General features: G+C 71.8%; 25 protein-coding genes. 15 read left to right on the top strand and 10 right to left on the bottom strand.

The genetic code is table 11. The annotated features are described in order from the left end of the window. Positions 1–33 precede the first annotated feature (33 nt). The 5 genes from Q9R20_RS15200 to Q9R20_RS15180 all read right to left on the bottom strand — a co-directional run bounded on the left by Q9R20_RS15200 (position 34) and on the right by Q9R20_RS15180 (position 4,753). Positions 34–1,023 carry a sugar phosphate isomerase/epimerase gene (locus Q9R20_RS15200; protein ID WP_311250126.1) on the bottom strand — a complete coding sequence of 330 codons (990 nt, stop codon included), beginning with the start codon at positions 1,021–1,023 and terminating at the stop codon, positions 34–36. Beyond that, entirely contained in the window at positions 1,020–1,982 is a 963-nt protein-coding gene (locus tag Q9R20_RS15195) for a sugar phosphate isomerase/epimerase family protein (RefSeq protein WP_311250125.1), read from the bottom strand. Before Q9R20_RS15195 ends, Q9R20_RS15200 begins: the two co-directional genes overlap by 4 nt. Beyond that, positions 1,979–2,989: a restriction endonuclease subunit R gene (locus tag Q9R20_RS15190; protein ID WP_311250124.1), complete on the bottom strand. Its 1,011-nt coding sequence runs from the start codon at positions 2,987–2,989 to the stop codon at positions 1,979–1,981. The genes Q9R20_RS15195 and Q9R20_RS15190 overlap by 4 nt, the downstream gene beginning before the upstream one ends. Continuing rightward, the gene (locus Q9R20_RS15185; RefSeq protein ID WP_311250123.1) at positions 2,986–3,399 is read right to left on the bottom strand and encodes a hypothetical protein; all 414 of its coding nucleotides are present in this window, start codon (positions 3,397–3,399) and stop codon (positions 2,986–2,988) included. The genes Q9R20_RS15190 and Q9R20_RS15185 overlap by 4 nt, the downstream gene beginning before the upstream one ends. 73 nt (positions 3,400–3,472) lie before the next feature. Continuing rightward, complete coding sequence (locus Q9R20_RS15180; protein WP_311250122.1) at positions 3,473–4,753, bottom strand: ROK family protein; 1,281 nt, start codon at positions 4,751–4,753, stop codon at positions 3,473–3,475. 111 nt (positions 4,754–4,864) lie between these two features. On the opposite strand from Q9R20_RS15180, the gene Q9R20_RS15175 reads away from it, so the two are divergent. The 10 genes from Q9R20_RS15175 to Q9R20_RS15130 all read left to right on the top strand — a co-directional run bounded on the left by Q9R20_RS15175 (position 4,865) and on the right by Q9R20_RS15130 (position 16,254). Continuing rightward, positions 4,865–5,911 carry a Gfo/Idh/MocA family oxidoreductase gene (locus Q9R20_RS15175; protein WP_311250121.1) on the top strand — a complete coding sequence of 349 codons (1,047 nt, stop codon included), beginning with the start codon at positions 4,865–4,867 and terminating at the stop codon, positions 5,909–5,911. Between the two features lie 5 nt (positions 5,912–5,916). Continuing rightward, the gene (locus tag Q9R20_RS15170; RefSeq protein WP_311250120.1) at positions 5,917–6,630 is read left to right on the top strand and encodes a hypothetical protein; all 714 of its coding nucleotides are present in this window, start codon (positions 5,917–5,919) and stop codon (positions 6,628–6,630) included. Positions 6,631–6,853: 223 nt separating this feature from the next. Beyond that, positions 6,854–7,870, top strand: a complete 1,017-nt coding sequence (locus tag Q9R20_RS15165) for a VOC family protein (protein ID WP_311250119.1) — start codon at positions 6,854–6,856, stop codon at positions 7,868–7,870. A gap of 34 nt (positions 7,871–7,904) precedes the next feature. Then, positions 7,905–8,849: a fumarylacetoacetate hydrolase family protein gene (locus Q9R20_RS15160; RefSeq protein WP_311250118.1), complete on the top strand. Its 945-nt coding sequence runs from the start codon at positions 7,905–7,907 to the stop codon at positions 8,847–8,849. Next, a complete protein-coding gene (locus Q9R20_RS15155) occupies positions 8,846–9,838 on the top strand; it encodes a cyclase family protein (RefSeq protein WP_311250117.1) in 993 nt (330 codons plus the stop codon). The genes Q9R20_RS15160 and Q9R20_RS15155 overlap by 4 nt, the downstream gene beginning before the upstream one ends. Before the next feature lie 30 nt (positions 9,839–9,868). Further along, positions 9,869–11,002, top strand: a complete 1,134-nt coding sequence (locus Q9R20_RS15150) for an FAD-dependent monooxygenase (RefSeq protein ID WP_311250116.1) — start codon at positions 9,869–9,871, stop codon at positions 11,000–11,002. Continuing rightward, positions 10,999–12,024, top strand: a complete 1,026-nt coding sequence (locus tag Q9R20_RS15145) for an amidohydrolase family protein (RefSeq protein ID WP_311250115.1) — start codon at positions 10,999–11,001, stop codon at positions 12,022–12,024. Before Q9R20_RS15150 ends, Q9R20_RS15145 begins: the two co-directional genes overlap by 4 nt. After that, a complete protein-coding gene (locus tag Q9R20_RS15140; protein ID WP_311250114.1) occupies positions 12,021–12,995 on the top strand; it encodes a fumarylacetoacetate hydrolase family protein in 975 nt (324 codons plus the stop codon). The genes Q9R20_RS15145 and Q9R20_RS15140 overlap by 4 nt, the downstream gene beginning before the upstream one ends. A 128-nt stretch (positions 12,996–13,123) precedes the next feature. Continuing rightward, positions 13,124–14,629, top strand: coding sequence for an MFS transporter (locus tag Q9R20_RS15135; RefSeq protein ID WP_311250113.1), 1,506 nt, complete (start codon positions 13,124–13,126; stop codon positions 14,627–14,629). Between the two features lie 17 nt (positions 14,630–14,646). Then, positions 14,647–16,254, top strand: coding sequence for a GMC oxidoreductase (locus tag Q9R20_RS15130; RefSeq protein WP_311250112.1), 1,608 nt, complete (start codon positions 14,647–14,649; stop codon positions 16,252–16,254). A gap of 65 nt (positions 16,255–16,319) precedes the next feature. Here the strand turns inward: Q9R20_RS15130 and Q9R20_RS15125 are convergent, their stop codons facing one another. From Q9R20_RS15125 to Q9R20_RS15110, 4 genes are all read right to left on the bottom strand, one after another. Further along, positions 16,320–16,871, bottom strand: a complete 552-nt coding sequence (locus Q9R20_RS15125; RefSeq protein WP_311250111.1) for a hypothetical protein — start codon at positions 16,869–16,871, stop codon at positions 16,320–16,322. A gap of 63 nt (positions 16,872–16,934) precedes the next feature. Beyond that, positions 16,935–18,038, bottom strand: a complete 1,104-nt coding sequence (locus tag Q9R20_RS15120; protein WP_311250110.1) for a methyltransferase — start codon at positions 18,036–18,038, stop codon at positions 16,935–16,937. Positions 18,039–18,072: 34 nt separating this feature from the next. After that, the gene (locus Q9R20_RS15115; RefSeq protein ID WP_013585971.1) at positions 18,073–18,222 is read right to left on the bottom strand and encodes a hypothetical protein; all 150 of its coding nucleotides are present in this window, start codon (positions 18,220–18,222) and stop codon (positions 18,073–18,075) included. Positions 18,223–18,246: 24 nt separating this feature from the next. Beyond that, a complete protein-coding gene (locus tag Q9R20_RS15110) occupies positions 18,247–19,041 on the bottom strand; it encodes an EI24 domain-containing protein (protein ID WP_311250109.1) in 795 nt (264 codons plus the stop codon). 92 nt (positions 19,042–19,133) lie between these two features. Here Q9R20_RS15110 and Q9R20_RS15105 point away from each other — a divergent pair, with 92 nt between their 5' ends. The 4 genes from Q9R20_RS15105 to Q9R20_RS15090 all read left to right on the top strand — a co-directional run bounded on the left by Q9R20_RS15105 (position 19,134) and on the right by Q9R20_RS15090 (position 24,700). After that, positions 19,134–19,985: a hypothetical protein gene (locus Q9R20_RS15105; RefSeq protein ID WP_311250108.1), complete on the top strand. Its 852-nt coding sequence runs from the start codon at positions 19,134–19,136 to the stop codon at positions 19,983–19,985. A gap of 74 nt (positions 19,986–20,059) precedes the next feature. Further along, complete coding sequence (locus tag Q9R20_RS15100) at positions 20,060–22,576, top strand: ATP-dependent Clp protease ATP-binding subunit (RefSeq protein ID WP_311250107.1); 2,517 nt, start codon at positions 20,060–20,062, stop codon at positions 22,574–22,576. A 469-nt stretch (positions 22,577–23,045) separates the two neighbouring features. Then, the gene (locus Q9R20_RS15095) at positions 23,046–23,927 is read left to right on the top strand and encodes an LLM class flavin-dependent oxidoreductase (protein WP_311250106.1); all 882 of its coding nucleotides are present in this window, start codon (positions 23,046–23,048) and stop codon (positions 23,925–23,927) included. Continuing rightward, entirely contained in the window at positions 23,927–24,700 is a 774-nt protein-coding gene (locus Q9R20_RS15090) for an LLM class flavin-dependent oxidoreductase (RefSeq protein WP_295836461.1), read from the top strand. Before Q9R20_RS15095 ends, Q9R20_RS15090 begins: the two co-directional genes overlap by 1 nt. 16 nt (positions 24,701–24,716) lie before the next feature. On the opposite strand, the gene Q9R20_RS15085 is transcribed toward Q9R20_RS15090, so the two are convergent. Next, positions 24,717–25,211, bottom strand: coding sequence for a GNAT family N-acetyltransferase (locus Q9R20_RS15085; RefSeq protein ID WP_311250105.1), 495 nt, complete (start codon positions 25,209–25,211; stop codon positions 24,717–24,719). Positions 25,212–25,262: 51 nt separating this feature from the next. On the opposite strand from Q9R20_RS15085, the gene Q9R20_RS15080 reads away from it, so the two are divergent. Further along, positions 25,263–25,670, top strand: coding sequence for a hypothetical protein (locus Q9R20_RS15080; protein WP_311250104.1), 408 nt, complete (start codon positions 25,263–25,265; stop codon positions 25,668–25,670). Positions 25,671–25,717 lie beyond the last annotated feature (47 nt).

Genomic DNA, 25,717 nt, shown 5'->3' with positions numbered 1-25,717 from the left:
CGACAGAAACTGACCCCTTACGCGTCAGGAGCGTCAGGCCGGGACCCGCGCCCCCTCGAGGATGGGCCGCAGCACCTTCTGCACGTACCAGCCGGCGACCATCGTGCTCTCGGCGGGGTGCGGGCTCTGGTCGGACTCGACGACGATCCAGCCGCGGTAGCCGTGCTCGGCCAGCGCGCCGACGAAGCCCTCGAAGTCGACCAGCGCGCGCTCGTCGCTCGGCTCGTAGAACCAGCGGAGGATCTTCCGCGAACCGCCCTCGGTGCGGATGAACTGCTCCGCATGCGGGGTGCTCGCCTCGGCGTCGTCGACGGTCTCGCGCGCGTCCTTCAGCTGCACGTGCACGACGCGGTCGGCGTGCCGGCGGTAGAACGCGACCGGGTCGATGCCCGCGACGGCGTACTCGGCGGTGTCGATGGCGAGGCCCACCGTTTCGGCATCCGTCGCCTCGAGAAGACGCGAGATGCCGTCGTCGAGCCGGAGCGCCGAGAGGAAGTCGACGTGCAGGCCCAGCGCGACACCGTCGGCCGCGATGGCCGCGCCGACGCTGTTCCACAGGGTCGCGAGCACCTCGATCTGCTCGGCCGACAGCGCACCGGTCTGCCACGCCGACGGCGCGGCCCGCACGACCAGGACGCTGCCGCCCAGGCGGCGGATGGCATCCGCGAACCACCGCGCGGTGCGCACGATCTGCTCGACCGAGGCCGGGTCGAGCGGGTCGGGGCCACGTCCCATCTCGACCTCGAAGCCGACCGAGGGGTCGTAGACGTAGCTGCTCACGGCGTCGATCGCGCACGAGGCGAGGAATTCCCCGAAGCTCTCGACCGAGCCGTAGAGGTCGGCGAGCTGCTGCGGCGTTCCGAGCGGCTCCCAGGCCCCGAAGCTCTCGGCCGTCAACTCGACGCCGGAGAACCCGCTGATGGATGCCGTCTTGAAAGCCCGCTCGTGCTCGCGCTTGCGCACGAACGAGTCGATGTTGGTGTCCCACTGGTTGATGGCATAGGCCCAGCGCACGTCGCTCATCGCGCGACCTCCTCGTTGTAGATCCCGTCGAGCACGTTCTTCGCGTACCACCGGGAGATCGCGGTGCTCTCGGCGTAGTCGCCGCCGAGCTTGTCGGCCTTGTCGTGCTCGACGCTGATCCAGCCGGTGTAGCCGTTGTCGCGCACGGAGCGCATCATGGCCTCGAAGTCGACGAGCCCCTCGTCGGTGCCCATCTCGTAGAACCACTTCTCGGTCGTCTTGGCCGAGACCTCGGCGTCCGGGAACATCCGGTAGTCGTCGTTGACGTCTTTGTGGCGGGTGTCCTTGAAGTGGAAGCCCGTCACGCGCTCGTGGTGCTTCTCGTACACGTCGACCGGGTCGACATCGGCGATGCAGTGCTGCGCGGTGTCGACGAAGAACTTCACGTAGCGCGGGTCGGCGTAGGAGTAGAAGCGGTCGATCTGATCGCGCGTGCGGATGCCGGCGTAGAACTCGTGGTGGCAGGTGAGGTTGACGCCGTACTGCTGCGTGAGCTCGCCGACCTTGCCCCAGATGTCGGCCGCGTGTTTCAGGCCGTCGTCGGGCACGCCCGCCTCGTCGAAGTAGCGCGAGCCGGGCATGACGATGATGTTGTCGAGCTGGATGCCCGACCACATGTCGAGCGTTCGCTTGAAGTCGTCGAGGATCGTCGGGTGCGTCGCCGGCACCTCGGGCGCGTAGCGGTCGGGGGAGTAGTAGACGCCGTGGAACGTGTTCACGATGCGCTCCAGGCCCTGCTCCTGTACGAACTCCTGGTAGTTGGCGACCGAGCCGTACTGCTCGAAGATCTGCCAGATGCGGAAGTCGAACGTGTCGATGGCGTCGAAGCCGACGGCGGCGATCTGCTGCAGGAAGCGCTTCATCGCCAGCTTGGACTGCCACTGGTCGTAGGGTCCGGCAGGACCCTGGGCCCGCCAGTGGTCCATGTAACTCCACTTGATGGGAGGTCGTTCGGTCATCGGGTGCTCTCTTTCTGAAGAGGTGCGGGTAACGGACGGTCGGAGAGGATGCCGGCGGCCAGCGCGAGATGACGGGACGTCATCTCCCACGGGTCGTCGTCGAGCCACTCCTGGCCGCCCCACTCACTGCAGAGCGTGCCGGTGAAACCCGTCGCGGCGAGGGCGGCGCCCACGTCGCGAAGGGGGTCGGAAAGTCGGTGGTCGGCGTCGTCGAGGTCCCAGAACTTCAGATGGATGCCGCCGAGAAGAGGGAGGACGGATGCCAGGTCCTGAACCCGCGATCGCCCGAATCGCACGAGCAGGTTCATGTAGAGGGTGTGCACCGGCCCGGGTACCCTGCCGGTGCGCAGCAGATCGACGACGGCGTCGTGGGTGGCGGGGTCGCGCCACTCCTCGCGGAGGCGACCGACGAGGTCGCCCGGAATGCCGCCGCGCTCGAGCCGCTGCAGGTAGGTGACCGGGAGGGCGGGCATGAGCATGCTGATGTCGAGCAGCAGACGCACGTGCGGGGTGTCGAGGTCGGCGATGCGATCGTAGGCCGCGGGGCGCGCGGCGGGTGTCTCGTGGCCCTGGGCCTCCTCGTAGAGCACGAGGTCGAGCTCTTCGAGCAGGGGCACGAGGTCGTCGAGGATCGCTCCGGCCTGGCCGATCGGCAGGCGCACGCCCGCGGCTCCCACCGAAGCCGCCGCGCGCAGCTGCGGTTCGAGGAACGCCCGGCGCTCGGCATCCGTCCGCCGTCGTCCGCGGTCGTATTCGTCGATGCTCACGCCGACGATGCTGACGCGCCCGCCCGCGGTGGCGAGCCGGTCGCGGAACGCCTCGACCTCGCGTGTCGGCGGCGCCGGGAATCCGCGCCACATCTGACCGAGCTCGATCTCGATGGCCGACGCGATGCCCCGGTCGACGAGGGTGAGCGCGAGATCGGGGGCGGTGCGCTCGGCGCGGATCACCGCGGGGGTGAGGTTGAAGGCGCTGGCGGACAGGGTCCAACCGTCGGTCACGCTCACGCGGCTTCTCCGACGTCGCGCGAGACGGTCGCGGCGGTGGCGCCCGTCTCCAGGGTCCGCGTGACGGCGAACGGCAGACGCAGGGGTGCGTCGGGGCCCGCGGGCAGGTACGGGATCTCGAGCCGGAACGACACCGACACCTCATGGATGCCGGGGGCGACGGCATCCGGGATCTCCAGGACCACGCGGTCCTGCAGGTACCACCAGGCGTGCTCGTCGGGGAGCGCTGCGGCGAGCACCCGGCGCTCACCGAGGGCGACGGCGGGTTCGTGCCGCTCGCCGTCGAGGTGCACGACAGGGTCGAGCAGGCTCGCGAGGGGGAGCGAGCGGATCCAGGGCAGCGAGAGGCGCACCTCGGTCGTACCGTCGCCGACGCGCAGCGCGTCGTCGCGGAGAGCGGAAAGGGTCATGGCGGGCACGTCCTCGTGTCACGGCGCACCCCACGGCGCGCTTCCGCTCACAACATACCGACTAATGTCGAAATTAGGAAGAAGGGGAGCCGCCCAAGCCGTGGACCGCGGCGACCGTCGGACGGCCCTCGCCGAACCACCGGGGAAGGCTCACCTCGAACAGCTGCTCGAGGGCGAGGTCGACGCCGCCGCGCACCGGCTCGCGCGTGTCGTTCTCGCTCGTCTTGATCAGAAGATCGCGTGTCGCCAGGGGGAGCGACAGCTCGTAGACGCGGTGGCGCACCTCGGCGAGGAACAGTTCGCCCGTGGAGGCGACGGCTCCGCCGATGACGATGAGGCTCGGGTTGAACATGTTCACGAGCGCGGCGACGGCCTCGCCGACCTGCCGGGCCGACGCCTGAACGAGCGAGGTTGCGAGGGCGTCGCCTCGGCTGGCCGCGAGAGTGATCTTCTCGAGGCTCAGCATGTCGCCTTCGGCGAAGCTGTCGGCGAGGGTTCCGGTGGCGCCACCGTCGATCGCGGCGCGCGCGTCGCGCACGAGCGCCCATCCTCCGGCGACGGCCTCGAGGCAGCCGATCTTGCCGCAGCGGCAGACGTGCTCCGCTCCCGGAACGCGCACGTGGCCCATGTCGCCGGCCGCACCGTTCGCCCCGCGATGCAGGCGCCCGTGCGAGACGAGCCCGGCACCGATGCCCGTGCCCACCTTGCAGTAGATGAGGTCGACGCCCTCGTCGCGCCGTCGCGCGCGCTCGCCGGCGGCGAGGAGGTTCACGTCGTTGTCGACCCAGACGGGGGCGTCGTAGCGCGTCTCGAACGTGCCCCGTACGTCGAAGCCGTTCCACCCGGGCATGATCGGCGGGGCGACGGGGCGGCCCGTCTCGAAATCGACGGGGCCCGGCAGGCCCACCACGATCGCCCACACGGGGGTGCCGTCTCCCGTGGCCAGCAGGCCGTCGACCATCCCGGTCGCGGTCTTCAAGGTCTCTTCCGGGCCGCGCGAGATGTCCCAGGCGCGGTGGTCCTCATCGAGGATCTCGCCCTCGAGGTCGGTGACGCCGACGTGGATGTGCTGGCCGCCGAGCGCGCAGACGACGATGCGTCCGCGCTCGGCGCGGAAACGCAGGGTGCGCGGGGCGCGTCCGCCGGAGGAGGGGGCGTACTCGGCGTCTTCGAGGAACCCCATCTCGACGGCGCGGTCGACGCGCTGGGCGACGACGCCGCGGCCCAGGCCCGTGACGCGGCCGATCTCGGGGCGGGTCACGGCCTCACCGAGGCGCACCATGTTCACGATGCGCAGCAGACTCGTCACCTCGTCGGTCTGCGCGCCGAAGCGGAGGGTGGAGACGTTCGCCATGCGTTGATCTTCACACAAGGCAGAGCCGGACCAGGCGTTTTCCCCACATCTATGGTTCATTAGTCTCACACTTCAGCTGCATTCATGCTGAAGTTGCGCGAAGGAGCGAGTATGACGTGGGGTGTGGGCATCATCGGGTCCGGGCCGGGGGTCGCCGCACTGCACGCGCCGACTCTCACCCGCACGGGCGGCGACTTCCGTCTCGTCCACGTGAGCGATGCGGGCAGCGGGCGCGCCGCAACCATCGCCGAACGGTTCGGTGCGCGCTCCTCCGCGGGGATCGAGGCGCTCCTCGCCGATCCCGAGGTCGACGTGGTCGCGGTGTGCAGCCCGCCGGCCCTGCACGCGGCGCACGTGCGCGCGAGTCTCGCCGCCGGACGACGAGCGATCTTCTGCGAGAAGCCCCTGGCCGACACGGCCGAGGAGGCCGATCGGCTCGTGGCCGAGTGCGCGGCCGTCGGTGCGCTGCTGGTCGTCGGCACGAACCACCTCTTCGACCCTGCGTGGGTGCGCGCCACTCACCATCTCGCTGCCCTCGACGGGCGCATCTCCTCGGTCGCGGTGACCCTCTGCCTCTCGCCGAACGATCGCTACCACGCGCTCACGATGGGCGAGCCCCTCCCCGCGGGGAAGCCGCCGAAGCGCCCGCCGCTCGACCTCGACGACCCCGCGCAGAGCGCGGGCATCGTGCGCCAGCTCGTCGCCGGCCTCGGCGTGCACGACCTCCCTCTCGTGCGCGATCTCGCGCCCGAGACCCCCGAGCTCGTGTGGGCGCGACCCGTACCGCCCGTCGGCTTCGACCTGGGCTTCCAAGCCGGCGAAGCGCTCGTGCGGTTCACGGCCGTGATGCTCCCCGACGGCGCCGATTCGCTCTGGCGCGTGTGCGTCACCACCGCCGGCGCCCGGGTCGAGGTGGAGTTCCCGCCGCCGTTCGTGCACGTCGGCGGTGCTCGCACGACCGTCCGCGACGCGCAGGGAGTGCACACGGTGTACCCGAGCGACCGTCGCGACGGCTACGAGGTCGAGTGGCGCGCCCTCGCCGCCCTGCTGCGCGGTGAGGCGGCGATGGAGTACGACGAACTGCGCGCCGACGCGGCCTTCGTGCTGGCGATCGCCGACCAGGCGGCGGCGGTCGTGCGGGCGGGCGGGGAGCGATGAGCGCCGTGCGCACCGACCTGGCCGCCTATCGCGCGGCCGTGGCCGAGCTCGCCCCGCGGGCGCGGCCGGGTGAGGGGATCGACGCGATCCGCGTGGTCGAGGGGCGGGGCACCTGGTGGGAGCGGCTGGAGGGGGCGGCGGCGTTCATCGTCGACGAGCCCGACCCCGCTCCCGCTGCGGTGCACGAGCGCCTCGACGGACTCGCCGTGCCGGTCGTCGTCGTGCGCCGACGTCTTCGCCCCGACGTCGTCGCCGACGCGATCAGCGCGTTCGCGACTCCGCGGCACGTCGTCGTGGACGCGTGGGGCGGACGGACGGATGCCGCGACGGTGCTGCGTGACGCGGTGGGCTGGGCGCGCGTGCTCACCGGCGGCCCCGTGCGTGCCTTCGCGAGAGCCGACACCGAACGCGCGACGACCCTCGCCGTGTGGAGCGAGACCGGGGTGGGGGCGAGCATCACCCGCGCGGTCGGCGGCGGCGTGGGCGCGGCGCTCACCGCGACGGCGCTCGGACCGCGGCGCGTCGAGGTGCGCGTCGACAGCGGCTCGCCGCTGCACGAGGTCTCCGTCGACGACGAGGAGGGTCGCCGTACGGCCCGCGTGCGCCGCGAATCCCCGGAGCGTCTGGCCCTACGCCGCCTCCTGGACGCCCGAGAGGGTGTCGTGCTGGGCGACCTCTCCGATCTCGCCGCCGATGACGCCGCCGCAGCTCTCTCCTGACGTTGCCCGGGCGATGCATGTCCCACTTGTGGTGGGTCGGATGCCGCCCAGGTGACCACTTCTGGGACATGCACCGCCAAAAAGGGGACGAGGTACGCAGCGGGAGCGCGAGGAATAAGTGACGCCGATACCTGGCATCCACACAATCGGATTCCCTGATACCGACTTCGGTCGGATAGTGGAAGAAGAGTCGGAACGAGCCGATTCACCGAAAGGATCGAAGATGATCAAGCTTCTCTCTCATCTGTCGTTCGTCGCGATCACGACCCCGGATGTCGAGGCGTCGGTGGACTTCTACGTCAACCAGGTGGGGCTGACCGAGGTCGCTCGCGAAGACGGGCGCGTCTACTTGCGCTGTTGGGGCGACTACTACGCGTACTCCGTGGTCGTGGTCCCGGGCGACGAGCCCGGCATGGAGACCATGGCCTGGCGCACCTCGTCGGCCGAGGCGCTCGAGGAGGCCGCGAAGCGCGTGCAGGCCGCGGGCATCGAGGGCGAGTGGTTCGAGGGCCGCGGCATCGGCCGTGCGTTCCGCTTCACCGGACCCCAGGGCCACCACATGACCCTGCACTGGGACGTCGAGCGTCACCGCGCCGAGCCGCACACCGCCTCGATCTTTCCCGACCGCCCCGAGAAGCGCAGCGGCGTCGCCGGCGCCCCCCGCCAGCTCGACCACGTCACGATCGCCGCGAAGGACGTCGACGCGTTCGTGCAGTGGTACGTCCACACGCTCGGCTTCCGCTTCATGGCGCGCACCGTGCTCGACGAGGCGCCCATCTCGGTGTTCTCCGTGCTGACCACGAACGAGAAGTCGCACGACCTCGGTGTCGTCCTCGACGGCTCCAGCCGCGCCGGACGCATCAACCACTACGCCTTCTGGGTCGACACCCGCGAAGAGCTGCTCATCGCCGCCGACACCCTCATGGAGAATGGCGTGCCGATCGAGTACGGCCCCAACATCCACGGCATCGGCGAGCAGACCTTCCTCTACTACCGCGAGCCCTCGACGCTGCGCATCGAGCTGAACACCGGCGGGTACCGCAACTACGTGCCCGACTGGGAGGCCAACACCTGGAAGCCCTCGCTCGGCTCGAACAACATGTACCGCAACGGCGCCATGCCGATGTCGATGACAGAGTCGTTCCCGCCCGCCGACGGACCCAGCGCCACGGAAGAGGGCGTGCCCGACGAGATCAAGGACGCCCTGCTCAACCCCTACGCCGTCCAGGGCCGGGGCTGACGGACGATCCCGGTCGGGGAACGAGAGGAACACCATGACCACCGCACCGTACGCACTCGCCCGCTATCGCGACGGCGATGCCGTGCGCGTCGGCCTCGTGGCCGGCGACCGCATCCGCGCGCTCGACGGCGACGAGCTGGGCGGGGGTCTGAACGCCTTCCTCTCCGCCCCCGACTGGGATCGCATCGCCGCACTGGTGGAGGCGCCGGGGGAGTGGCATCCGGTCTCGGACGTCACCCTCACCGCTCCCGTCGAGCCGCGGCAGGTGCTGCAGACCGGCGCCAACTACCGCGAACACGTCATCCAGCTCGTGGCCGCCGGCCTGACGCAGAACACCGACCGCACCCCCGAGGAAGCGCACGCCTTCGCCGCCGAGATGATGGACGAGCGCGCCCGCAGCGGCGAGCCGTACTTCTTCATCGGGCTCACCGCGTGCGTGGTGGGCGATGACGTTCCCCTGGTGCTCCCCGCGTACAGCGAGGTGCACGACTGGGAACTCGAGCTCGCCGTCGTGATCGGCCGCGAGGCGTACCGCGTCTCGCGCGAGGACGCCCTCGACCACGTCGCCGGCTACACGATCGTCAACGACATCACCACGCGCGACCTCGTGTTCCGGAAGGACATGAAGGAGATCGGCACCGACTGGTACCGGGCCAAGAACGCGCCCGGATTCCTGCCGACGGGGCCTCTGCTCGTGCCCGCACGCTTCGTCGATCCGGCCGACACCGACGTGCGTCTCGAGCTGAACGGGCAGGTGATGCAGGATGCCAACACCTCCGACCTCCTGTTCGACGTGCCGGCGCTCGTCTCGGCGGCGTCGCAGACGCACCCCCTGCTCCCGGGCGACCTGCTGCTCACCGGCAGCCCCGCCGGCAACGGGCAGCACTGGAAGAGGTTCCTGCGCGACGGGGACGTCATGACCGGGACGATTGGCGCGCTTGGCACGCAGGTCGTGCGGTGCGTGGGGGAGGCGTCGTGAGCCTCCCCTCGGAGGACCCCGCCGACCTCGACCGCCACGACCCCGAGGCCGAGATCGCCGCTCGTGCCGAGGCCTTCCGCAACTGGGGACGCTGGGGCGAGGACGACGTGCTCGGCACCCTCAACTTCATCGACGCCGACAAGCGCCGCCAGGCCGCCGCCCTGGTGCGCGAGGGCGTCTCGATCTCGCTCTCGCAGCGCTTCGACACCGACGGTCCCCAGAAGGGCTGGCGCCGGCGCACCAACCCCGTGCACACGATGACCGACACGGGAACGGATGCCGAGCGCGGCAACCAGGGCTTCCCGCACGGCATCGGCGGGGCCGACGACGTCATCTCGATGCCGCTGCAGTGCTCCACGCAGTGGGACGGCCTGGGCCACATCTTCGACCACGGCTTCGCCTGGAACGGTCGTCGAGCAGGAGACGTCGTCACAAGCGACGGCGACCTGGTCACCGGCATCGAGCACGCGGCATCCGTCATCGTCTCGCGCGGCGTGCTGCTCGACCTCGGTCGTCACCTCGCTCCCGAGACGGGCGAGCTCGCCGACGGGTACGCCATCACCGTCGCCGACCTCGAGGCGTGCGCCGCCGCCGAGGGCGTCGAGGTCGGGCGCGGCGACATCGTGCTCGTGCGCACCGGCCACTACACGCGCGCTCACCGCGACGGCTGGGGCGACTATGCCGGCGGTCCCGCTCCCGGCCTCTCGCTCACGACGGCCGGGTGGCTGCACCGCACCGAGATCGCCGCGATCGCAACCGACACCTGGGGCTTCGAGGTGCGACCGAACGAGTTCGACGTGCCGGCCTTCCAGCCGCTGCACCAGGTCGTCATCCCCAATCTGGGGCTCACGATCGGTGAGATGTGGAATCTCGACGCCCTCGCCGCGGCCTGCGCCGATGCGGGACGCTGGGAGTTCTTACTCGCGGCGCCGCCGTTGCCCATCACGGGGGCCGTCGGGTCCCCGGTGAACCCCCTGGCCCTTCTCTAATCCCCGTCCCCAGAACAGAGAGGTTCTGACATGACCGCCGTTCAGAAAGTCGCGATCGCCGGTGCCGGCGTCGCGGGCCTGGCCACCGCCATCTTCCTCGCGAAGGCCGGTGTCGAGGTCGATCTCTACGACGCCCAGCCCGCGCTGACCACGCGCGGCTCGGGCATCACGTTGCAGGGCAACGCCCTGCGCGTCTTCGACGAGCTCGGCGTGTGGGACGAGGTGGCCGCCGCAGGCAAGGCGTTCGAGGGCCTCAACCTCCGTGCCCCCGGCCCGGGCGCCCCGGTCGTCGCGGCCCTCCCCGACCTCAAGACCGGCGGCCCCGACTACCCCTCCACGATGGGGATGTCGCGCCCCGACCTGGCCCGCATCCTGCTGGCCGAGGCCGAGCGGTCGGGCGCACGCGTGCACTTCGGCACGCGCGTCTCGGGCGTCTCGCCGTCCGACGACGCCGTCGCCGTCGAGGTCGACGGGGAGCCCGCGGGCACGTTCGACCTGCTCGTCGGCGCCGACGGCCTGCACTCGGCGGTGCGCGAGATGATCGGCATCCACGTCTCTCCCGAGCAGACCGGCATGGGCATCTGGCGCACCTTCGTGTCGCTGCCGCCCGAGGTCGACCGCAGCGAGCTGTACTACGGCGGACCCATGTACATCGCGGGCTACACCCCCACCGGCGACGACACCATGTACGCCTTCCTCGTCGAGGCGGCTCAAGACCGCTCGCACGTCTCACCCGAGGACGCCCGCCGCATCATGGTCGAGCAGTCGCGCGCGTACGACGGCCCCTGGAACCACATCCGCGCCGACATCGAGGCCGGAGCCGACGCCAACTACACGTGGTTCACGCGCCACCTCGTCGAGGCGCCGTGGAACCGCGGTCGCGTCGTCGTCATCGGCGACGCCGCGCACAGCTGCCCGCCCACGATCGCCCAGGGCGCAGCGCAGGGCCTCGAGGACGCGGCGGTGCTGAGCGAACTGCTCGTGGACCGGGATGCCGTGGACCAGGGGCTGTGGGCTGCCTTCCACGCCCGCCGGGTCGATCGTGCCAAGGCGATCGTCGACGCCTCCGTGCAGCTCGGGCAGTGGCAGCTCGACGGTGTCCGCGACGCCGACATGGGCGGACTGATGTTCGGTGTCGCGCAGCTGACGGCGGCCCGCGCATGACCGCCGGGGAGCGGCAGGACGTCGTCGACGTCCACGCGCACCTGCTCATGCCGGGCCTCCACGCCGAGGTGGAGCGCCGCGTGCCCGACGAGGTGCAGGCCGCGGCCGACCTCGAGCTGAAGCGCAACGGCCTCGCGAGCCTGCAGGCCTCGGGACGCATGATCGGCGAGCGCTTCCCGCGGCTGACCGACGTGCGCGCGCGCCTGGAGGCGATGGACGCGCAGGGCGTGGACCGACAGTGGGTCAGCCCTTCGCCGAACCACTTCTATCCGTGGGCGAACGAGGGACTCGCCACGTGGGTCACGGGCGAGGTCAACCGCCTCATCGCCGATCACGTCGCCCAGGCACCCGACCGTCTCGTCGGTCTCGGGGTCGTGCCCCTGCAGCACCCGCACCTGGCCGTCGACGCTCTCGACGACGCCGTTCTCGGCCGCGGTCTCGCGGGCGTGGAGATCTCGTCCTTCGCGGGTGACGTCGAGCTGAGCGACGCACGCCTCGAGCCTTTCTGGGCACGGGCGGCCGAGCTGCGCGCCGTGGTCTTCCTGCACCCCTTCGGGTGCTCGCTCGACGAGCGGCTCGACAGCTTCTACCTGTCGAACACCGTCGGACAGCCCACCGAGAACGCCGTCGCCCTCTCGCACGTCATCTTCGCGGGTGTGCTGGACCGGCATCCGGCACTCCGTCTCGTCGCCGCTCACGGCGGCGGGTACCTGCCCACGGCGATCGGTCGCTCCGACCGCGCGTGGACGGTGCGGCCGGAGGCCCGGGGCTGCGCGCACGCGCCCTCGTCCTACCTGTCGAGGATCTGGTTCGACACCGTCGTGCACGACGAGCGGGCCCTCCGCTGGCTCGTCGAGGCGGCGGGTGCGGACCGCGTGCTGCTCGGCAGCGACTTCCCCTTCGACATGGGTCTGGACGACCCCGTCACGTTCGTGCGGGGCGCGGGCCTTCCGGATGCCGAGGTCACCGGCATCCTGGGGGCCAACGCCGCCGAGCTGCTGCGCACGCGGGTGCACGCGTGAGGATCGCGCGCTGGGCCGACGGCGCCGACGTGGGTGAGGGGTTCGTCGACGGAGACGTCGTCGTGCCGTTCCCCGACGGGCTGCGGGTCGCCGAGGTCCTCGCCCAGGGCCTTGCGGCCGCGTCGGCGCTGTTCGAACGCCGCGACCGCGCTGCGGCCCGCCCTCTCGCCGAGGTCCGGCTGCTCGTCCCGCTCGTGCCCGCCTCGATCCGCGACTTCGTGGCCTTCGAGGAGCACGTCGAGGGCGTCAGCGCCTCGGTCGACGGCAAGAGCGAGGTCGTGCCCGAGTGGTACGAGGCCCCGACCTTCTACTTCACCAACCCCCACACCGTGCGGGCGACGGGTGAGGTCGTGACGATCCCCGAGACGCAGCGCCTCGACGTCGAGCTCGAGCTCGCGGTCGTCATCGGCGCGGTGCCCGGTTCCGACGGCGAGAATCTGGATGCCGAGACCGCGGCATCCCACATCTTCGGCTACACCGTCATGAACGACTGGTCGGCCCGCGACCTGCAGTCGCGGGAGATGAAGGTGCGGCTCGGGCCGGCGAAGGGCAAGGACTTCGCGATGACGCTCGGACCGTGGATCGTCACGGCCGACGAGCTCGAACCGTTCCTCGACGACGAGGGTTTCCTCGCGGTACGCGCCGAGCTCTTCGTCAACGGCGAGCTCATCGGCCACGACCTCGTGTCGAACATGGGCTGGCCCTTCCCCGAGCTGGTCGCCTACGCGGCCCGCAACTCGGTCGTGGTGCCGGGAGACGTGCTCGGATCGGGCACGGTCGGCAACGGCGGGTGCCTCGGCGAGCTGTGGGGCCGCCGCGGCGGTCTCGACCCGCGCCCGCTCGAACCCGGCGACGAGGTGCGTCTGGTGATCGAGGGCGTCGGCGAGGTCGTCAATGTCGTGGGGGAGCGGGTGGCCGCGCCGCCCGTCGTCCGGGCGCGGGTCCGGTCTCGCGCTCGCCACGCTCTTTAGTTGCTTTCCAACATAAGTTCGCTATGCTGGAGGGGACGTCGGGGCTCATCGAGTCCGTTCGCCCGGTGAGGACGCCGGAGCGGCACATCCGGTCGCGTCGATCGCCCGGTCGTACGGGCGCCCCACGCATGACACTCTCCCCCGCGCGGCTGCGCGTCCTGGTGGCCGCCCTCCTCTCCGTCTCGTTCCTCGGTGCGCTCGACCACACGGTCGTGAGCACTTCCCTCGCCACCATCGCCGGGGAGCTCGGCGCGCTCGAGCACATGAGCTGGATCATGGTCGGCTACACCATCGCCGCGACCGTCATGCTCCCCGTGCTCGGAAAGCTCGGCGACGTCATCGGTCCGCGCCGGGTCTTCGTCGTCTCGCTCGTGCTGTTCCTCGCGGCTTCGCTCGCGTGCGGCTTCGCGAGCGATCTCGGCTGGCTCATCGCCGCGCGCGTCGTGCAGGGACTGGGATCGGCGGGGCTGCAACTGATGTCGCAGACCATCGTGGCCCGCGTCACGAGTCCGCGCCAGCGTCCGCGGTACATGGCCGTCATCGGCGCCGCCTTCCCGATCGCGATCGTCGTGGGCCCCGTCGTGGGCGGACTCATCACCGATTACTGGAGCTGGCCCTGGGTGTTCTGGATCAACCTCCCGGTCGGCCTCGTCGCCCTGGTCCTCGCGCTCGCCGCGGTGCCGCGCCTGCCGGGCGGCGCGCATCCCCGGTTCGACGTTCCCGGGTCCGCCGTATTCACCGGATCGCTGCTGGCGCTCATCCTGGCCGTCACGTGGGTCGGAGACGACACCCTGCGTCCCGCGGCGATCGCGTGCGCGGCGGCGGCGGGCGCCGGCATCCTGGCCCTCGTCGTGATCGAGCGCCGAGCCGCGGCCCCCATCCTGCCGCCGCGCATCCTGCGCGATCGCACGATCCTCGTCTGCCTCGGCCTCTCGCTCGTCGTGGGGGCGGGGCTGTTCTCGGTCGTCGCCTACATGCCCACGTACGTGCAGATGGCCTACCGGACCACGGCGACCGTCTCGGGCCTCGTCCCCATCGCGACGGTGCTCGGCATGCTCGTGAGCAGTCTGCTGACCGGGTGGCTCGTCTCCCGTTCGGGTCGCTACCGCCTCTATCCGATCGCGGGGACGGCGCTCGCCGCCCTCGGCCTGATCACGATGGCCCTGCTGCCGGCCGGTGTGCCGTTGTGGGTGCCGATGGTCGGCATGGCCGCGGTCGGTATCGGCACCGGAGCGTTCACGAACCTCATCTTCGCGGTCGTGCAGAGCGCCGCCTCCCGGGATGACCTCGGCGCGGTGACCGCGGCGACGAACCTCGTCCGGCAGATCGGCGCGGCCGTGGGAACCGCGGTCGTCGGAGGCGTCGTCGGTTTCGCGGTGGCCGCGGGTCTGCCCGCCGGATTGGATGCCGCGACCCTCACGCCCGCGGTGGCGCGTGCGACCCCCGATGCCGTGCAGGACCGCATCGCCGTGGTGTATCACGACGTCTTCGCCCCCGTCTTCCTGGGCCTGGCGCTCGTGTACGTCTGCGGTGTCGCGATCGCCTCGCTGCTTCCGGCCGCTCGTCTCTCGGACGAGCCGCCCGCGCCCGAGAGGGCGCCCGCCGAGCCCGAGCCGGCGGCCGAGACCCGATGACCAACGAAGGAGAGACCATGTCCGACACCCTCACCGTCGCCATCGTCGGCAGCGGCCCCATCGGGTCCGCCTACGCGCGCGTGCTGCTGGAGGCACTCCCCGAGGCGCGTGTCGTGATGTTCGAGGCCGGACCCCAGGTGACCGAGCGCCCCGGCGAGAGCGTGCGCAACATCGCCGATCCCGACGAGAAGGCCCGCGCGCGCGAACGCTCGCAGGGGCCGCAGGCGGGGGAGTTCAGGGCCTCGCTCGGCCTCCCCGCGGGTGCCGTCGTGGAGGGGATGTTCACGGCGCGCCAGGGTACGCATCTGCTGGATTTCGGAGGAGAGGGATCCGCGCACGCGTCGCAGTTCCCCGCCGCCGCCGCCGCGACGAACGTCGGCGGGCAGGGCGCGCACTGGACCTGCGCGATCCCGCGGCCCGCCTTCAGCGAGAAGCTCCACTTCATCGCGGACGACGAATGGGAGGACCTCGTCTCGACGGCCGAGGAGCTGCTGCACAAGCAGAGCGCGGCGTTCTCGGACTCGCCGGTGGGCGCCGCGATCCGAACCCTGCTCGCGCGCGAATTCGGCGACGAGCTGCCCGAGGGGTACGGCGTCAGTACGCTTCCGGTGGCGGGCGATCCGCAGCCCGACGGCACGATGCGCTGGGCCGGCGCCGACACGGTGCTGGGTCCGTTGATCGAGGAGGGGACCGACAGCGCGGCCCGCTTCGAGCTGCGCGACCTCACGCTCGTCCGCCGTCTCGAGCACGACGGTTCGCGGGTGAGCGGGGTGGTCGTGGAGGACCTTCGCACGCGCGAGCAGTCCTTCGTCGCAGCGGATGCCGTGGTCGTCGCGGCCGACGCCTTCCGTTCGCCGCAACTGCTGTGGGCGTCGGGGATCCGTCCCGCCCCCCTCGGTCGTTACCTCACCGAGCACCACGTGGTCATCAGCACCGTCGCGCTCGACGGCGACCGCATGAGCGAGCTCGTCTCCGACGACGAGCTGCAGACCGAATTGGCGCGCCGGGCGAAGAACCCCTCCGATCCGGTCGCGGCGGTCAATCGCATCCCCTTCTCCGAGCCCGACCACCCGTACTCGGCGCAGATCATGTACGCCGAGACGCCCCCGTTCCCGCTGGATCCATCGCACCCGGCCGCAGGCAACCGCTGGGGGTACGTGAACATGGGCTACGGCGTGCGCAAGTTCCCCCGGGTCGAGGACGGAGTGCGCTTCAGTGACGAGGAGCTCGACTACCGCGGCCTGCCGAACTTCACGATCGACTACGCCCTCGACGCCGTCGAGGAGCGCGAGATCGCGGAGGCGACGGCGCGGCTGCGGCGCGCGGGTGACGCTCTCGGCACGTTCATCGCGGAACCTCGGCTGCTCCCGTTCGGTTCGAGCCTGCACTTCATGGGGACGATGCGGGCGGGGACCGACCCCGAGACGTCGGTCGCTGACCCGTTCTCCCGCGTCTGGGGGTTCGACAACCTCGTCGTGGGCGGCAACGCCCTGATCCCGACGGCGAACACGATGAACCCGACGCTGACGAGCGTGGCGATCGCGGTGCGCGGCGCGCGCCACCTCGCCGACAGTCTCCGCGAGGCGACGGCGGATGCCGGTCGGGAACAGCCCGTGCGGGCCTGAGGGGCGGCGCCGGCGGGCGCCGCAGCAGACTCCGGGGTCGCGCGGAGCCGGCGGCCGCCGCCCGCTCAGCGCAGGTGCACGCGCACGCTCGAGGGGGCGACCCGGCAGCGTGCGGTGAAGGTCTCGACCGTGCCCGAGACGGTGGCCGCCGCGCGTCCGCTGCCGAGGAAGGCCACGGCCGAACCGGTCGCCCCGAGCACCGGCTCGCGCTCGGCGAACCGCCGCATCTGCCCGCCCGCGCGTCCCGAGAAGGCGACGTCGAGTTCGACGTCGAGGATCGGTCCGACCTCGGACGACACGCGCCACCCGATCACGGCGAGACCCCCACCGCGGCTGGTCATCGTGAGGGTCACGGCGCCGCACTCCTCGCCGCCGACGTCCTCGGTGCGCAGCGGCCGGTCGGGGGCGGTCGTGTCAGCTCCGCACAGGCCGATCGCGTGCAGTCGCGCGTACTTGCGAGCGCGGTCGGTGATGCTCGAGCAGTCGGCCAGCAGGGCGGTCACCGTGCTCTCCGACAGCGGGTCGAGGCTGTTGGACGCGGACGCGGGGATCGGGGAGAGCACGCCCGCGAGCAGCAGCGCGGCAACGGACGCCGCCGCCGCACCTCGTGCCCCCATGCCGCACCTCCTCGTCGACGGGAGTGAATCTACGCCCGAGCGGCGCGCGCCGCCACGACCGCGTCAGCGCTTCGTCGACACGGTCACGGTGAACTTGCGGTCGCGCGCGACCTGCCGCGTCGGCCCGACGAGCCGTTCCAGCGCGGGTCGGTACCGCAGGGCGGAGTTCCACACGGTCCACAGCTCCCCGCCCGGCTGGAGCACGCGCGCCGCGTCGGCGAACATGCGCGGGGCGAGGCCCTCATTGACCGCGGCTCCCTCGTGGAACGGCGGGTTGAGCGCGACGAACGAGGCGCTGGCATCCGCCCGCGTGCGCAGCACGTCGTCGCGCACCACCTCGACCCGGTCCGCGACACCGTTGGCTGCGGCGGTCTCGCGCGCGGAGGCGACCGCGACCGCCGACTGGTCGCACGCGAGCACGTGGAGGAAGGGATGCCGCACAGCCAGCGCCGCGGCGACCACGCCGGTCCCGCACGCGAGGTCGATCGCCCGGTCGTCCTTCGGCTCCGGCAGGTGGGCGAGCAGCAGGCGCGTGCCGATGTCGATCGACGCCCCGGCGAAGGCGCCGCCGAAGGCGCGGATCCGGATGCCGTCGATCTCGGCGGCCTCGGGCTCGGGGTCGACGCCGTCGTGCGGTCCCCGGGCGATGAGCACGCGGGACTTCTGCCGCGCGTGCGTGACATCGACGCGCTCGAACCGTTCGCGCAGGACGTCGTTCATCGACAGGGACATGTGCTTCACGCGGCCCCCGGCGACCACGACGACGTCGGGGGCGGCGTAGCGGGCGATCAGTCCCGCGATGTCGGCGAGGGCGCGCAGCGACCGGGGGAGGCGCAGGAGGACGACGCGCGCCCCGCGCACGAGGTCGGCGTCGAGGGGATGAGACCGGTAGACGTCACCGAGACCGGCGTCCGCGGCGTTCGCCGCGAGGGCTTCCTCGCCGAGCAGTTCGTCCTGGTGCACCCGGATGCCGCGCGCCCCGGCATCCGCCGAACCGAGCGTCAGTGCTCCGAACGCGTCGCCGATCACGACGAGCTCACCCGGGGCGAGGCCGTCGCGCAGCGACACGGACTCGTCGAGGATCAAGCGGTCGGCGGCGTCGACGGCCGCCTGCTCCGGACCCTCGAGATCGGGGCGGCGGCGAAGGGCGTCGAACGAGAAGGGCACCGTGACACGCTACCCGGGTGCCGCCCGGCGAGGTTTACCGGGTGCCGAAGTGGAAGGGCAGGGCGAGCGACGCCGAGACGAGGATGATGCCGAGCGCGAAGAACAGGGCGGGAGCGGCGAGCGAGAACGACAGGCCGGTCAGCAGCATGCCGCCGACGAACAGGATGAGCGAGACGATGAACATGAGGATCCCTTCGGTCGCTCCAGGCTATCGTGCCGGGTCGGTCGGTCGGTCCGCGGGTGACGCGCGTCGCGGTGCCGGTGTCCGCGCAGCCGCGGATTCGCCGAGGGCCGCGTGCACCCACAGGGTGCTGCCGGCGACGGCCGCGGGCATGACGGCCACCGCGCCCAGGGGTACGAGGAAGCACAGCTGGGTCGCGACGCCGAACCCGAGCGCGCGGGCGCGGTTCGCAGCGATGACCGTTCGCCGCGCGCGCCGATCGAGCCCGCGTGCCGAGAACGCGCGCGAGGTGAGCTCGTCGGCGAGGAGCCAGCCGGTCAGCAGCACGCCCGAGACGAAGCCCAGCACGCCGCCCACGAAGGGGATGAGACCGATGAGACCGGCGACCGCCGCGGCGAGGACGCCGCGCGCGACCAGGCGCACGCTGTCGCCCACGGCTCGCCAGAACCCGTACTCGACGTCGGGCACGGAGCCGGTGGCGCTGCGCTCGGTGGCCCGCCAGATGCGGTCGTAGAAGGGTTCGCCGACCGCGAGGGTCACCGCGGTGAACGACACGATGGCCAGCAGGACCGCGGCGCCGAACGAGGCGAAGCCGATCGCGAAGCGCACCGCCTCGGCCCAGAAAGGCGCCCACCCGTCGGCGAACGGCGTCCAAGCGTCGACCAGGGCGGGCAGCCAGAGGCCCCAGCCCACGAGCGCCGCACCGAAGACGAGCCCGACGAGCGTCCCCGGGATCAGACCGAACGCCATCGCGCCCGGCGTGCGTCGCCACTGCCCGAGTCCGCGAAGCAGCAGGGCGGCACCGGCCAGGAAGTCGCGCATGCGGGAAGTCTGGCAGACCGGTTCCGCGTCGCGCGCGGACGCGCCACGTGGCGGGCCACCGGGGTGTCGGCGCTCGCTGACAGGATGTGCTCATGCGCATCCGCACGACGTCAACGCAGCGCACATACCGCTACGTGCGTCTCGCCCTCATCGCGGCGACCCTGTTCCTGGCGGTGGGGGTGGGCATCGAGCTCGCCACGGGTGGCTCCCTGCCTTCGGTGAGCGCGGCCTACTACACACCGGCGGGCCCGGTGTTCACGGGGTCGTTGTGCGCGATCGCGCTGGCGCTTCTGGCGTTGTCGGGCCGCAGTCTCGAGCAGGGCCTGCTCGACGTCGCGGCGGTCCTCGCTCTCGCGGTGGCGTTCGTCCCGACGACGCAGGACGCGCTCTGCCCCGACGGGGCCCGATGCGTGCCGGAGGCCGTGCTCCCCACCGTCGTCAACAACGCCGCCGCGGCGGCATCCGTGGTCCTCGTCGGCGCGATCGGGGCCGTGGTCCTGGCGCGGGTGCAGGGCACGGCCGGGCGCGGGACGTTCGTCACGATCGCCGTGATCGTCGCGCTGGTGCTGGGCGGGACGGCATGGGGCGTCGTCGCACCGGAGGCGTTCCTGCGGTCCGCCCACAACCTCGCCGCCGTGTCGTTCTTCGCGATCGTCGCCGCCGTCGCCGGCCTCGCGGCGTGGCGTCCCCACCCCGACGGCAGAGGCGCCCGCGGCGTGCGGGTGGCGTACGCCGTGGTCGCGGTCGGCATCCTCCTGACCCTGGTGGCGCTCGCTGCGGCGATTCTCGGTGGCGCGACGCGCGGCGGTCTCCCGGTCGTGCTGGTGGGGGAGTCGGTGGCGCTGGCCCTGTTCGCGGTGTTCTGGTTCGTGCAGACCGTCGAGCTGTGGAACGACCCGGATCCGCGGTTGCGCGGGGGAGTCGGGAATACCCTACCGGGGTAGGCGTTGAAGTTGATACGTCGACGCTCAAGTAGCAAACTTGAGCGCATCGCACTCACGTATCTCAGGAGACGGAATTGCCCGAAGATTTCACCCCCGCCGACGGCGCTCAGTCCTTCGACGAGTTCCTCGCCCGCTACCTCGCCGGTGAGCAGGCGCGAGCCGAACGCTCGATCGACCTGAGCCGCTTCCTCAGCGCCCGCACGCAGGACGCCCTCCAAGAGGCCGGGCGCTTCGCCCTCGGACGCGGTCAGCGCGAACTCGACGCCCTGCACGTCCTGCACGTGCTCGTCGGTCGTTCCCCGGCCAAGGAGGCCGTCGCGCGTCTCGGCGCGGACCCGGCTGCGATCGCCCGTGCGGCCGAGAGCCGGCTGCCCGCGGCGGCGGCTCCCGCGAACGTCGACGGCGCCGTCGTCGCCGGTTCCGTGCAGCGCGCGCTGTTCCACGCGTTCCAGGTGGCCCGGGCCGCCGGGTCCACCTACGTCGACCCCGACCACCTCTTCTTCGCGCTCGTCCTCGCTCAGGACGCTCCCGCGGGGCAGATCCTCGCGCAGGCCGGAGTGACCGCCGAGGCGCTCACCCAGGGTGTGCGCGAGACCGTCGTCGGCGCCGAGGGCGACGAGGCGCCGGCCGAGTCGGCATCCCCCACCCCGAACCTCGACCGTTTCGGCACCGACCTCACCGCGCGCGCCGAAGCGGGCGAGCTCGACCCGGTCATCGGCCGCGCCGACGAGATCGAGCAGACCATCGAGATCCTCAGCCGTCGCACGAAGAACAACCCCGTGCTCATCGGCGAGGCCGGCGTCGGCAAGACCGCCGTCGTCGAGGGGCTGGCACGCGCCATCGTCGCCGGGGAGGTGCCCGAGCAGCTGCGCGAGACGCGTGTCGTCTCGCTCGACCTCGCCGCGATGCTCGCCGGAGCGCGATACCGCGGCGACTTCGAGGAGCGCCTCACCCAGACGATGGACGAGATCTCGGCATCCGAGAAGCTCGTCGTCTTCATCGACGAGGTGCACACGCTCGTCGGTGCGGGCGGATCGGGCGACGGATCGATGGACGCCGGCAACATCCTCAAGCCGCGCCTGGCCCGCGGCGACGTGCACCTGATCGGCGCGACCACGCTGCGCGAGTACCGCACGATCGAGAAGGACCCGGCCCTCGAACGCCGGCTCCAGCCGGTGCGCGTGGGCGAGCCCTCGATCCCGGATGCCGTGGAGATCCTGCGGGGGCTCCGTTCGGCGTACGAGGAGCACCACGGCATCCGGTACACCGACGAGGCACTGCGCGCCGCCGTCGAGCTGAGCGACCGGTACCTCCCGGACCGTGTGCTGCCCGACAAGGCGATCGACCTGATCGATCAGGCGGGGGCGCGTCTGCGGTTGCGCCTGGGCGTGGCCGTCGACACGACGGCGCTGGTGGAACGCCTCGCCACGCTCGAGGCCGACAAGAACGCCGCCGTCTCGGCCGAGCACTATGAAGAGGCCTCGCGCCTGCGGGATGAGATCGCGGCGGTGCAGTCGCGGCTCGACGAGGCGACGGCCCGCCCGCGGGCGACGGCCGTGGTCGACGAGCCCGAGATCGCGGCGGTCATCAGCCGCGCCACCGGCATCCCCGTCGCGCGCCTCACGGCCACCGAACGCGGCCGCCTCGCCGAGCTCGAGACCGAGCTGCACGCGCGGGTCATCGGACAGGACGACGCCGTCGCGGCCGTCGCCAAGGCCGTACGCCGCAACCGCACGGGCATGGGAGACGAGAACCGCCCAGTCGGCTCATTCCTGTTCCTCGGCCCCACCGGCGTGGGAAAGACCGAGCTCGCGAAGGCCCTCGCGGGGTCGCTGTTCGACGACGACGCGGCGGTGATCCGCTTCGACATGAGCGAGTTCGGCGAGCGTCACACCGTGTCCCGTCTGATCGGTGCCCCTCCGGGATACGTCGGATACGACGAGGCCGGTCAGCTCACCGAGCGGGTGCGCCGCAACCCCTACGCCGTCGTGCTCTTCGACGAGATCGAGAAGGCGCACCCCGACGTGTTCACCCTGCTGCTGCAGGTGCTCGACGACGGTCGCCTCACCGACGGCCAGGGTCGGACGGTGGACTTCCGCAACACCGTCATCGTGATGACCTCGAACCTGGGCGCCGAGTTCCTGGCATCCCGCTCCGGGGCGATCGGCTTCACCACGACCGGACGCGAGTTCGCCGACGACGACCTGCGCGACCGGGTGATGAGCAAGCTGCGCGAGGCGATGCGTCCGGAGTTCCTCAACCGCATCGACGACATCGTGCTGTTCCGCAAGCTCGAGAAGGCGCAGCTGCGCGAGATCGTGGGGCTGCTGCTGGGCGCCACGTCGCGTCGGCTCTCCGCGCGCGACGTCACCCTCGATGTGACCGACGCCGCGGTGGACCGCCTCGCCGAGGTCGGGTACGAGCCCGAGTACGGCGCGCGGCCCCTGCGCCGGGTCATCCAGCGCGAGGTCGACGACCGCATCGCCGACCTGTTCGTCTCGGGCGAGCTCGGCGACGGGGGAGCGGTGACGGTGGATGCCGATACCTCGGGCCTCGTGGTCGCCGCGGCGGCGCGGGCGCTCGCGGCCTGACCTTCGCGAGCGACGCCCCCGGTGCTTCGGCGCCGGGGGCGTTGGCGTGTGCGGGCGGTTTGCGGGGGGCGGGTGGTTGGCATGTGCGGGGGGTCGGGGGCGCGGGTGTGGCGGGTGGTCCGGCGTGGGTGGTGCGGGGTGGCGTGGCGTCATAAACGCTCGGGCAAGTGAAACACGCCGCGGCGGGGCGTTTCTTGCTCGGGGAGGCGTTTCCTGCGCGCGGGTCGTTGGGGCGGCTGGAGCGGCTGGGGGCGGCGGCCGGGGCGTCCAATGGCGGATAAACGCCCGGGCGAGTCAAACACGCTGCGGCGGGGCGTTTCGCCCTCGGGGGAGCGTTTATTCCGGCAGGAGGAACGGAACTCCGGGCCGGCTCAGCGAGCGGGCGACGGGCCCGATGCGCGGGAACGAGCCCTCGGGGCAGCCGCACGTCGCACACCCGGATGTCGGTGGTTCGCGGCAGAGTAGAGCCATGAGTCGTATCGGCACGATCTTCAGCCCGTACCCGCATCCGCCAGAGCAGCTGCGCGATGCCGCCCGCGCCGCCGAAGAAGCCGGGGTCGAGGAGCTCTGGCTGTGGGAGGACTGCTTCCGGTCGTCGGCCTGGGCCGCGGCCGCCGCCGCGCTGGCGGTCACCGACCACCTGCGCATCGGCGTCGGCATCGCTCCGCTGCCCCTGCGCAACGTCGCCGCCTCGGCGATGGAGGTGGCCACGATCGAGCGCATGTTCCCCGGTCGGCTCCTGCCCGGCTTCGGCCACGGCGTGCAGGACTGGATGCGACAGGTCGGCGCCAAAGCGGCTTCCCCGCTCACGCTCATGCAGGAGCAGGTGCCGGCGCTGCGAGCGTTGCTCGCCGGTGAGAGCGTCACCGCCGAGGGCCGTTACGTGAAGCTGCGCGACGTCGCCCTGGACTGGCCCCCGGCCAGCGCACCGCGCGTGTACGCCGCCGCCGAGGGCCCGAAGACGCTCGCGCTCGCGGGCGCCGTCGCCGACGGCGTGGTCCTCGACAGCCGCCACACGGTCGACGAGGTCGCCGCCGCGGTGCGGACGGTTCAGGCGTCTCGAGCAGAGGCCGGGCGTCCCGGCAGCGCCGATGTCGTCGCCTACGTGCTCACGGCCTTCGGTCCGGACGCACGCGAACGCGCCACCGCGGTCCTTTCCGACCGCCCGGATGCCGCCGACCGCGTCCTGGCCGGTTCGGTGTCCGAGGTGGCCGAGGGTGTGACACGCTTCCAGGCGGCCGGCGTCGACGACGTCGTGCTCCTGCCGACCGACGAGGTGGACCTCGCCGCGTTCTACTCGGCAGTGGGACAGGTCGCGGTCGCCGTTCCCGGCGCCGGGGGTGTCTCCTGATGCGCGGCGTCGTCTCGCTCGGCGTCGCCGGATCGCTCGGTCCGGCCGCGATCGCCGAGATCGCGCCCGCGGTCGAGCGGGCCGGTTTCCACACGCTCTGGGTCAACGACACCCCCGACGGCGATGCCCTCGCAGCGCTCGCCGCCGCGGCCCGTGTCACAGAGCGCTTGCGTCTGGCGACCGGCGTGATCCCGGTCGACCGTCGTCCTGCCGACGACATCGCCGATGCCGTGGCATCCCTCGACCTCCCCCTCGACCGCCTCACGATCGGCATCGGTTCCGGCATGGCTCGGCAGGGTGCGCTGGGGCGGGTCCGCGACGCGGCGGAACGTCTGCACGGAGCCGGACTGCCGCGGGTGCTCGTCGGCGCCCTCGGCCCGAAGATGCGCCGCGCGGCCGCCGAGAGCGCCGAGGGTGTGCTGCTCAACTGGGTACCTCCCCGCGAAGCGAAGGAACAGGCCGACGCGCTGCACGCGCTCGCCCCGTCGACCCACGTCGCCGTCTACGTGCGCACGGCGATCGTGTCGGCCGCTCGGGAGCGGCTCGAGGCGGAGACGGCCCGCTATGCCTCCTTCCCCAACTACGCAGCCAACTTCGAACGCATGGGCGTCGATGCGATCGACACGACGATCCGCGACGTCACCGAACTCGGCGCCGCCCTCGACGCGTACACCGCGGCAGCCGACGAGGTCGTGCTGCGCGCGATCGTCCCCGACGACACGGTCGAGGCGTACATCGACTTCGCTCGCCGCACGGCTCCCTCGCCGTTCTGACCGATCCCCGCGCCGCTCAGCGAACCAGACGCACCGTCTCGCCGATCGGACCGAAGCTCGACGTCGTGCCGTCGGCGACGAAGCCGTTGCGGCGGTAGAAGGCGTGGGCGCGGGGGTTGTCGGCGGCGACCCACAGCGACGCGGGCCGGTCGGCGAGCACCGCGTCGAGAAGGGCTTGACCTGCGCCGCTCCCGTGCGCCGCGGCGAGCACGTACAGCATGGTCAGTTCCGCGGGGCGAACGGCGTCGGTCTCCGGCGTCGGTTGCACGGCGCCGAAACCGATGATGTCCCCGTCCTGCACGGCGACGACCGTGGCGAAGGCGTTCTGCTCGAGATTCTGCTGCCACATGCCGATGCGTCGACCGACGTCGAACCACGCACTGGTGTCGGGATCGTCGACGAATCGTCCGTACGTCTCGCGCCATGACGTCGCGTGCACGGTCGCGATGCCCACGGCATCCTCGGTCCGAGCCTCGCGGACCTCGATCCCCCCACTGGTCTGCATCCCCATCCCGTGAGGCTACGCGACCCGCGCGACGCGGCGCGATGGCAGACTGACCGGATGCCACGCCGTCGAGGTCTCACCGTCCGCTCCGTCGCGCGCGGCGCGCTGTCTCTGCTGCTGGTCGCCGCGGGCGTCAGCCACGTCACGTGGGGGCGCCGCGGCTACCGCATCGTCGTGCCGGATTGGGCCACCCGTGTGCTCCGCACGGACAAGGACGCCATCGTCGTGGCATCCGGAGCCGTGGAGGGCATCCTCGGTGTCGCGCTCGTCGCCCTGCCGCTGGAGCGCCGACGTATCGGTACGGCGATCGCCGCGTTCTTCGTGGCCGTGTTCCCGGGCAACGTGCACCAGTGGCGCACCGGCCGCTCCGCGCCGGGATTGTCCACCGACCGAGCGCGTTTCGTGCGGCTGTTCCTGCAGGTGCCGCTCGTCGCGTGGGCGTGGTGGGCGACGCGCGAGCGCTGATACCGGCCACGCCTCCGGTCGATTACAGCCCGGCGGGTGGCGGGACG

The organism is Microbacterium sp. PRF11, from assembly GCF_031844085.1.
GTDB lineage: Bacteria > Actinomycetota > Actinomycetes > Actinomycetales > Microbacteriaceae > Microbacterium.
This window is presented reverse-complemented; position numbering and strand designations above follow the sequence as displayed.

What these genes read in the sequence shown, in the direction of transcription:
- Q9R20_RS15200 (WP_311250126.1), bottom strand. Translation starts at nt 1,023, where the DNA reads ATGAGCGACGTGCGCTGGGCCTATGCCATCAACCAGTGGGACACCAAC.
- Q9R20_RS15195 (WP_311250125.1), bottom strand. Translation starts at nt 1,982, where the DNA reads ATGACCGAACGACCTCCCATCAAGTGGAGTTACATGGACCACTGGCGG.
- Q9R20_RS15185 (WP_311250123.1), bottom strand. Translation starts at nt 3,399, where the DNA reads ATGACCCTTTCCGCTCTCCGCGACGACGCGCTGCGCGTCGGCGACGGT.
- Q9R20_RS15180 (WP_311250122.1), bottom strand. Translation starts at nt 4,753, where the DNA reads ATGGCGAACGTCTCCACCCTCCGCTTCGGCGCGCAGACCGACGAGGTG.
- Q9R20_RS15175 (WP_311250121.1), top strand. Translation starts at nt 4,865, where the DNA reads ATGACGTGGGGTGTGGGCATCATCGGGTCCGGGCCGGGGGTCGCCGCA.
- Q9R20_RS15165 (WP_311250119.1), top strand. Translation starts at nt 6,854, where the DNA reads ATGATCAAGCTTCTCTCTCATCTGTCGTTCGTCGCGATCACGACCCCG.
- Q9R20_RS15160 (WP_311250118.1), top strand. Translation starts at nt 7,905, where the DNA reads ATGACCACCGCACCGTACGCACTCGCCCGCTATCGCGACGGCGATGCC.
- Q9R20_RS15150 (WP_311250116.1), top strand. Translation starts at nt 9,869, where the DNA reads ATGACCGCCGTTCAGAAAGTCGCGATCGCCGGTGCCGGCGTCGCGGGC.
- Q9R20_RS15145 (WP_311250115.1), top strand. Translation starts at nt 10,999, where the DNA reads ATGACCGCCGGGGAGCGGCAGGACGTCGTCGACGTCCACGCGCACCTG.
- Q9R20_RS15135 (WP_311250113.1), top strand. Translation starts at nt 13,124, where the DNA reads ATGACACTCTCCCCCGCGCGGCTGCGCGTCCTGGTGGCCGCCCTCCTC.
- Q9R20_RS15130 (WP_311250112.1), top strand. Translation starts at nt 14,647, where the DNA reads ATGTCCGACACCCTCACCGTCGCCATCGTCGGCAGCGGCCCCATCGGG.
- Q9R20_RS15125 (WP_311250111.1), bottom strand. Translation starts at nt 16,871, where the DNA reads ATGGGGGCACGAGGTGCGGCGGCGGCGTCCGTTGCCGCGCTGCTGCTC.
- Q9R20_RS15115 (WP_013585971.1), bottom strand. Translation starts at nt 18,222, where the DNA reads ATGTTCATCGTCTCGCTCATCCTGTTCGTCGGCGGCATGCTGCTGACC.
- Q9R20_RS15110 (WP_311250109.1), bottom strand. Translation starts at nt 19,041, where the DNA reads ATGCGCGACTTCCTGGCCGGTGCCGCCCTGCTGCTTCGCGGACTCGGG.
- Q9R20_RS15105 (WP_311250108.1), top strand. Translation starts at nt 19,134, where the DNA reads ATGCGCATCCGCACGACGTCAACGCAGCGCACATACCGCTACGTGCGT.
- Q9R20_RS15095 (WP_311250106.1), top strand. Translation starts at nt 23,046, where the DNA reads ATGAGTCGTATCGGCACGATCTTCAGCCCGTACCCGCATCCGCCAGAG.
- Q9R20_RS15090 (WP_295836461.1), top strand. Translation starts at nt 23,927, where the DNA reads ATGCGCGGCGTCGTCTCGCTCGGCGTCGCCGGATCGCTCGGTCCGGCC.
- Q9R20_RS15085 (WP_311250105.1), bottom strand. Translation starts at nt 25,211, where the DNA reads ATGGGGATGCAGACCAGTGGGGGGATCGAGGTCCGCGAGGCTCGGACC.
- Q9R20_RS15080 (WP_311250104.1), top strand. Translation starts at nt 25,263, where the DNA reads ATGCCACGCCGTCGAGGTCTCACCGTCCGCTCCGTCGCGCGCGGCGCG.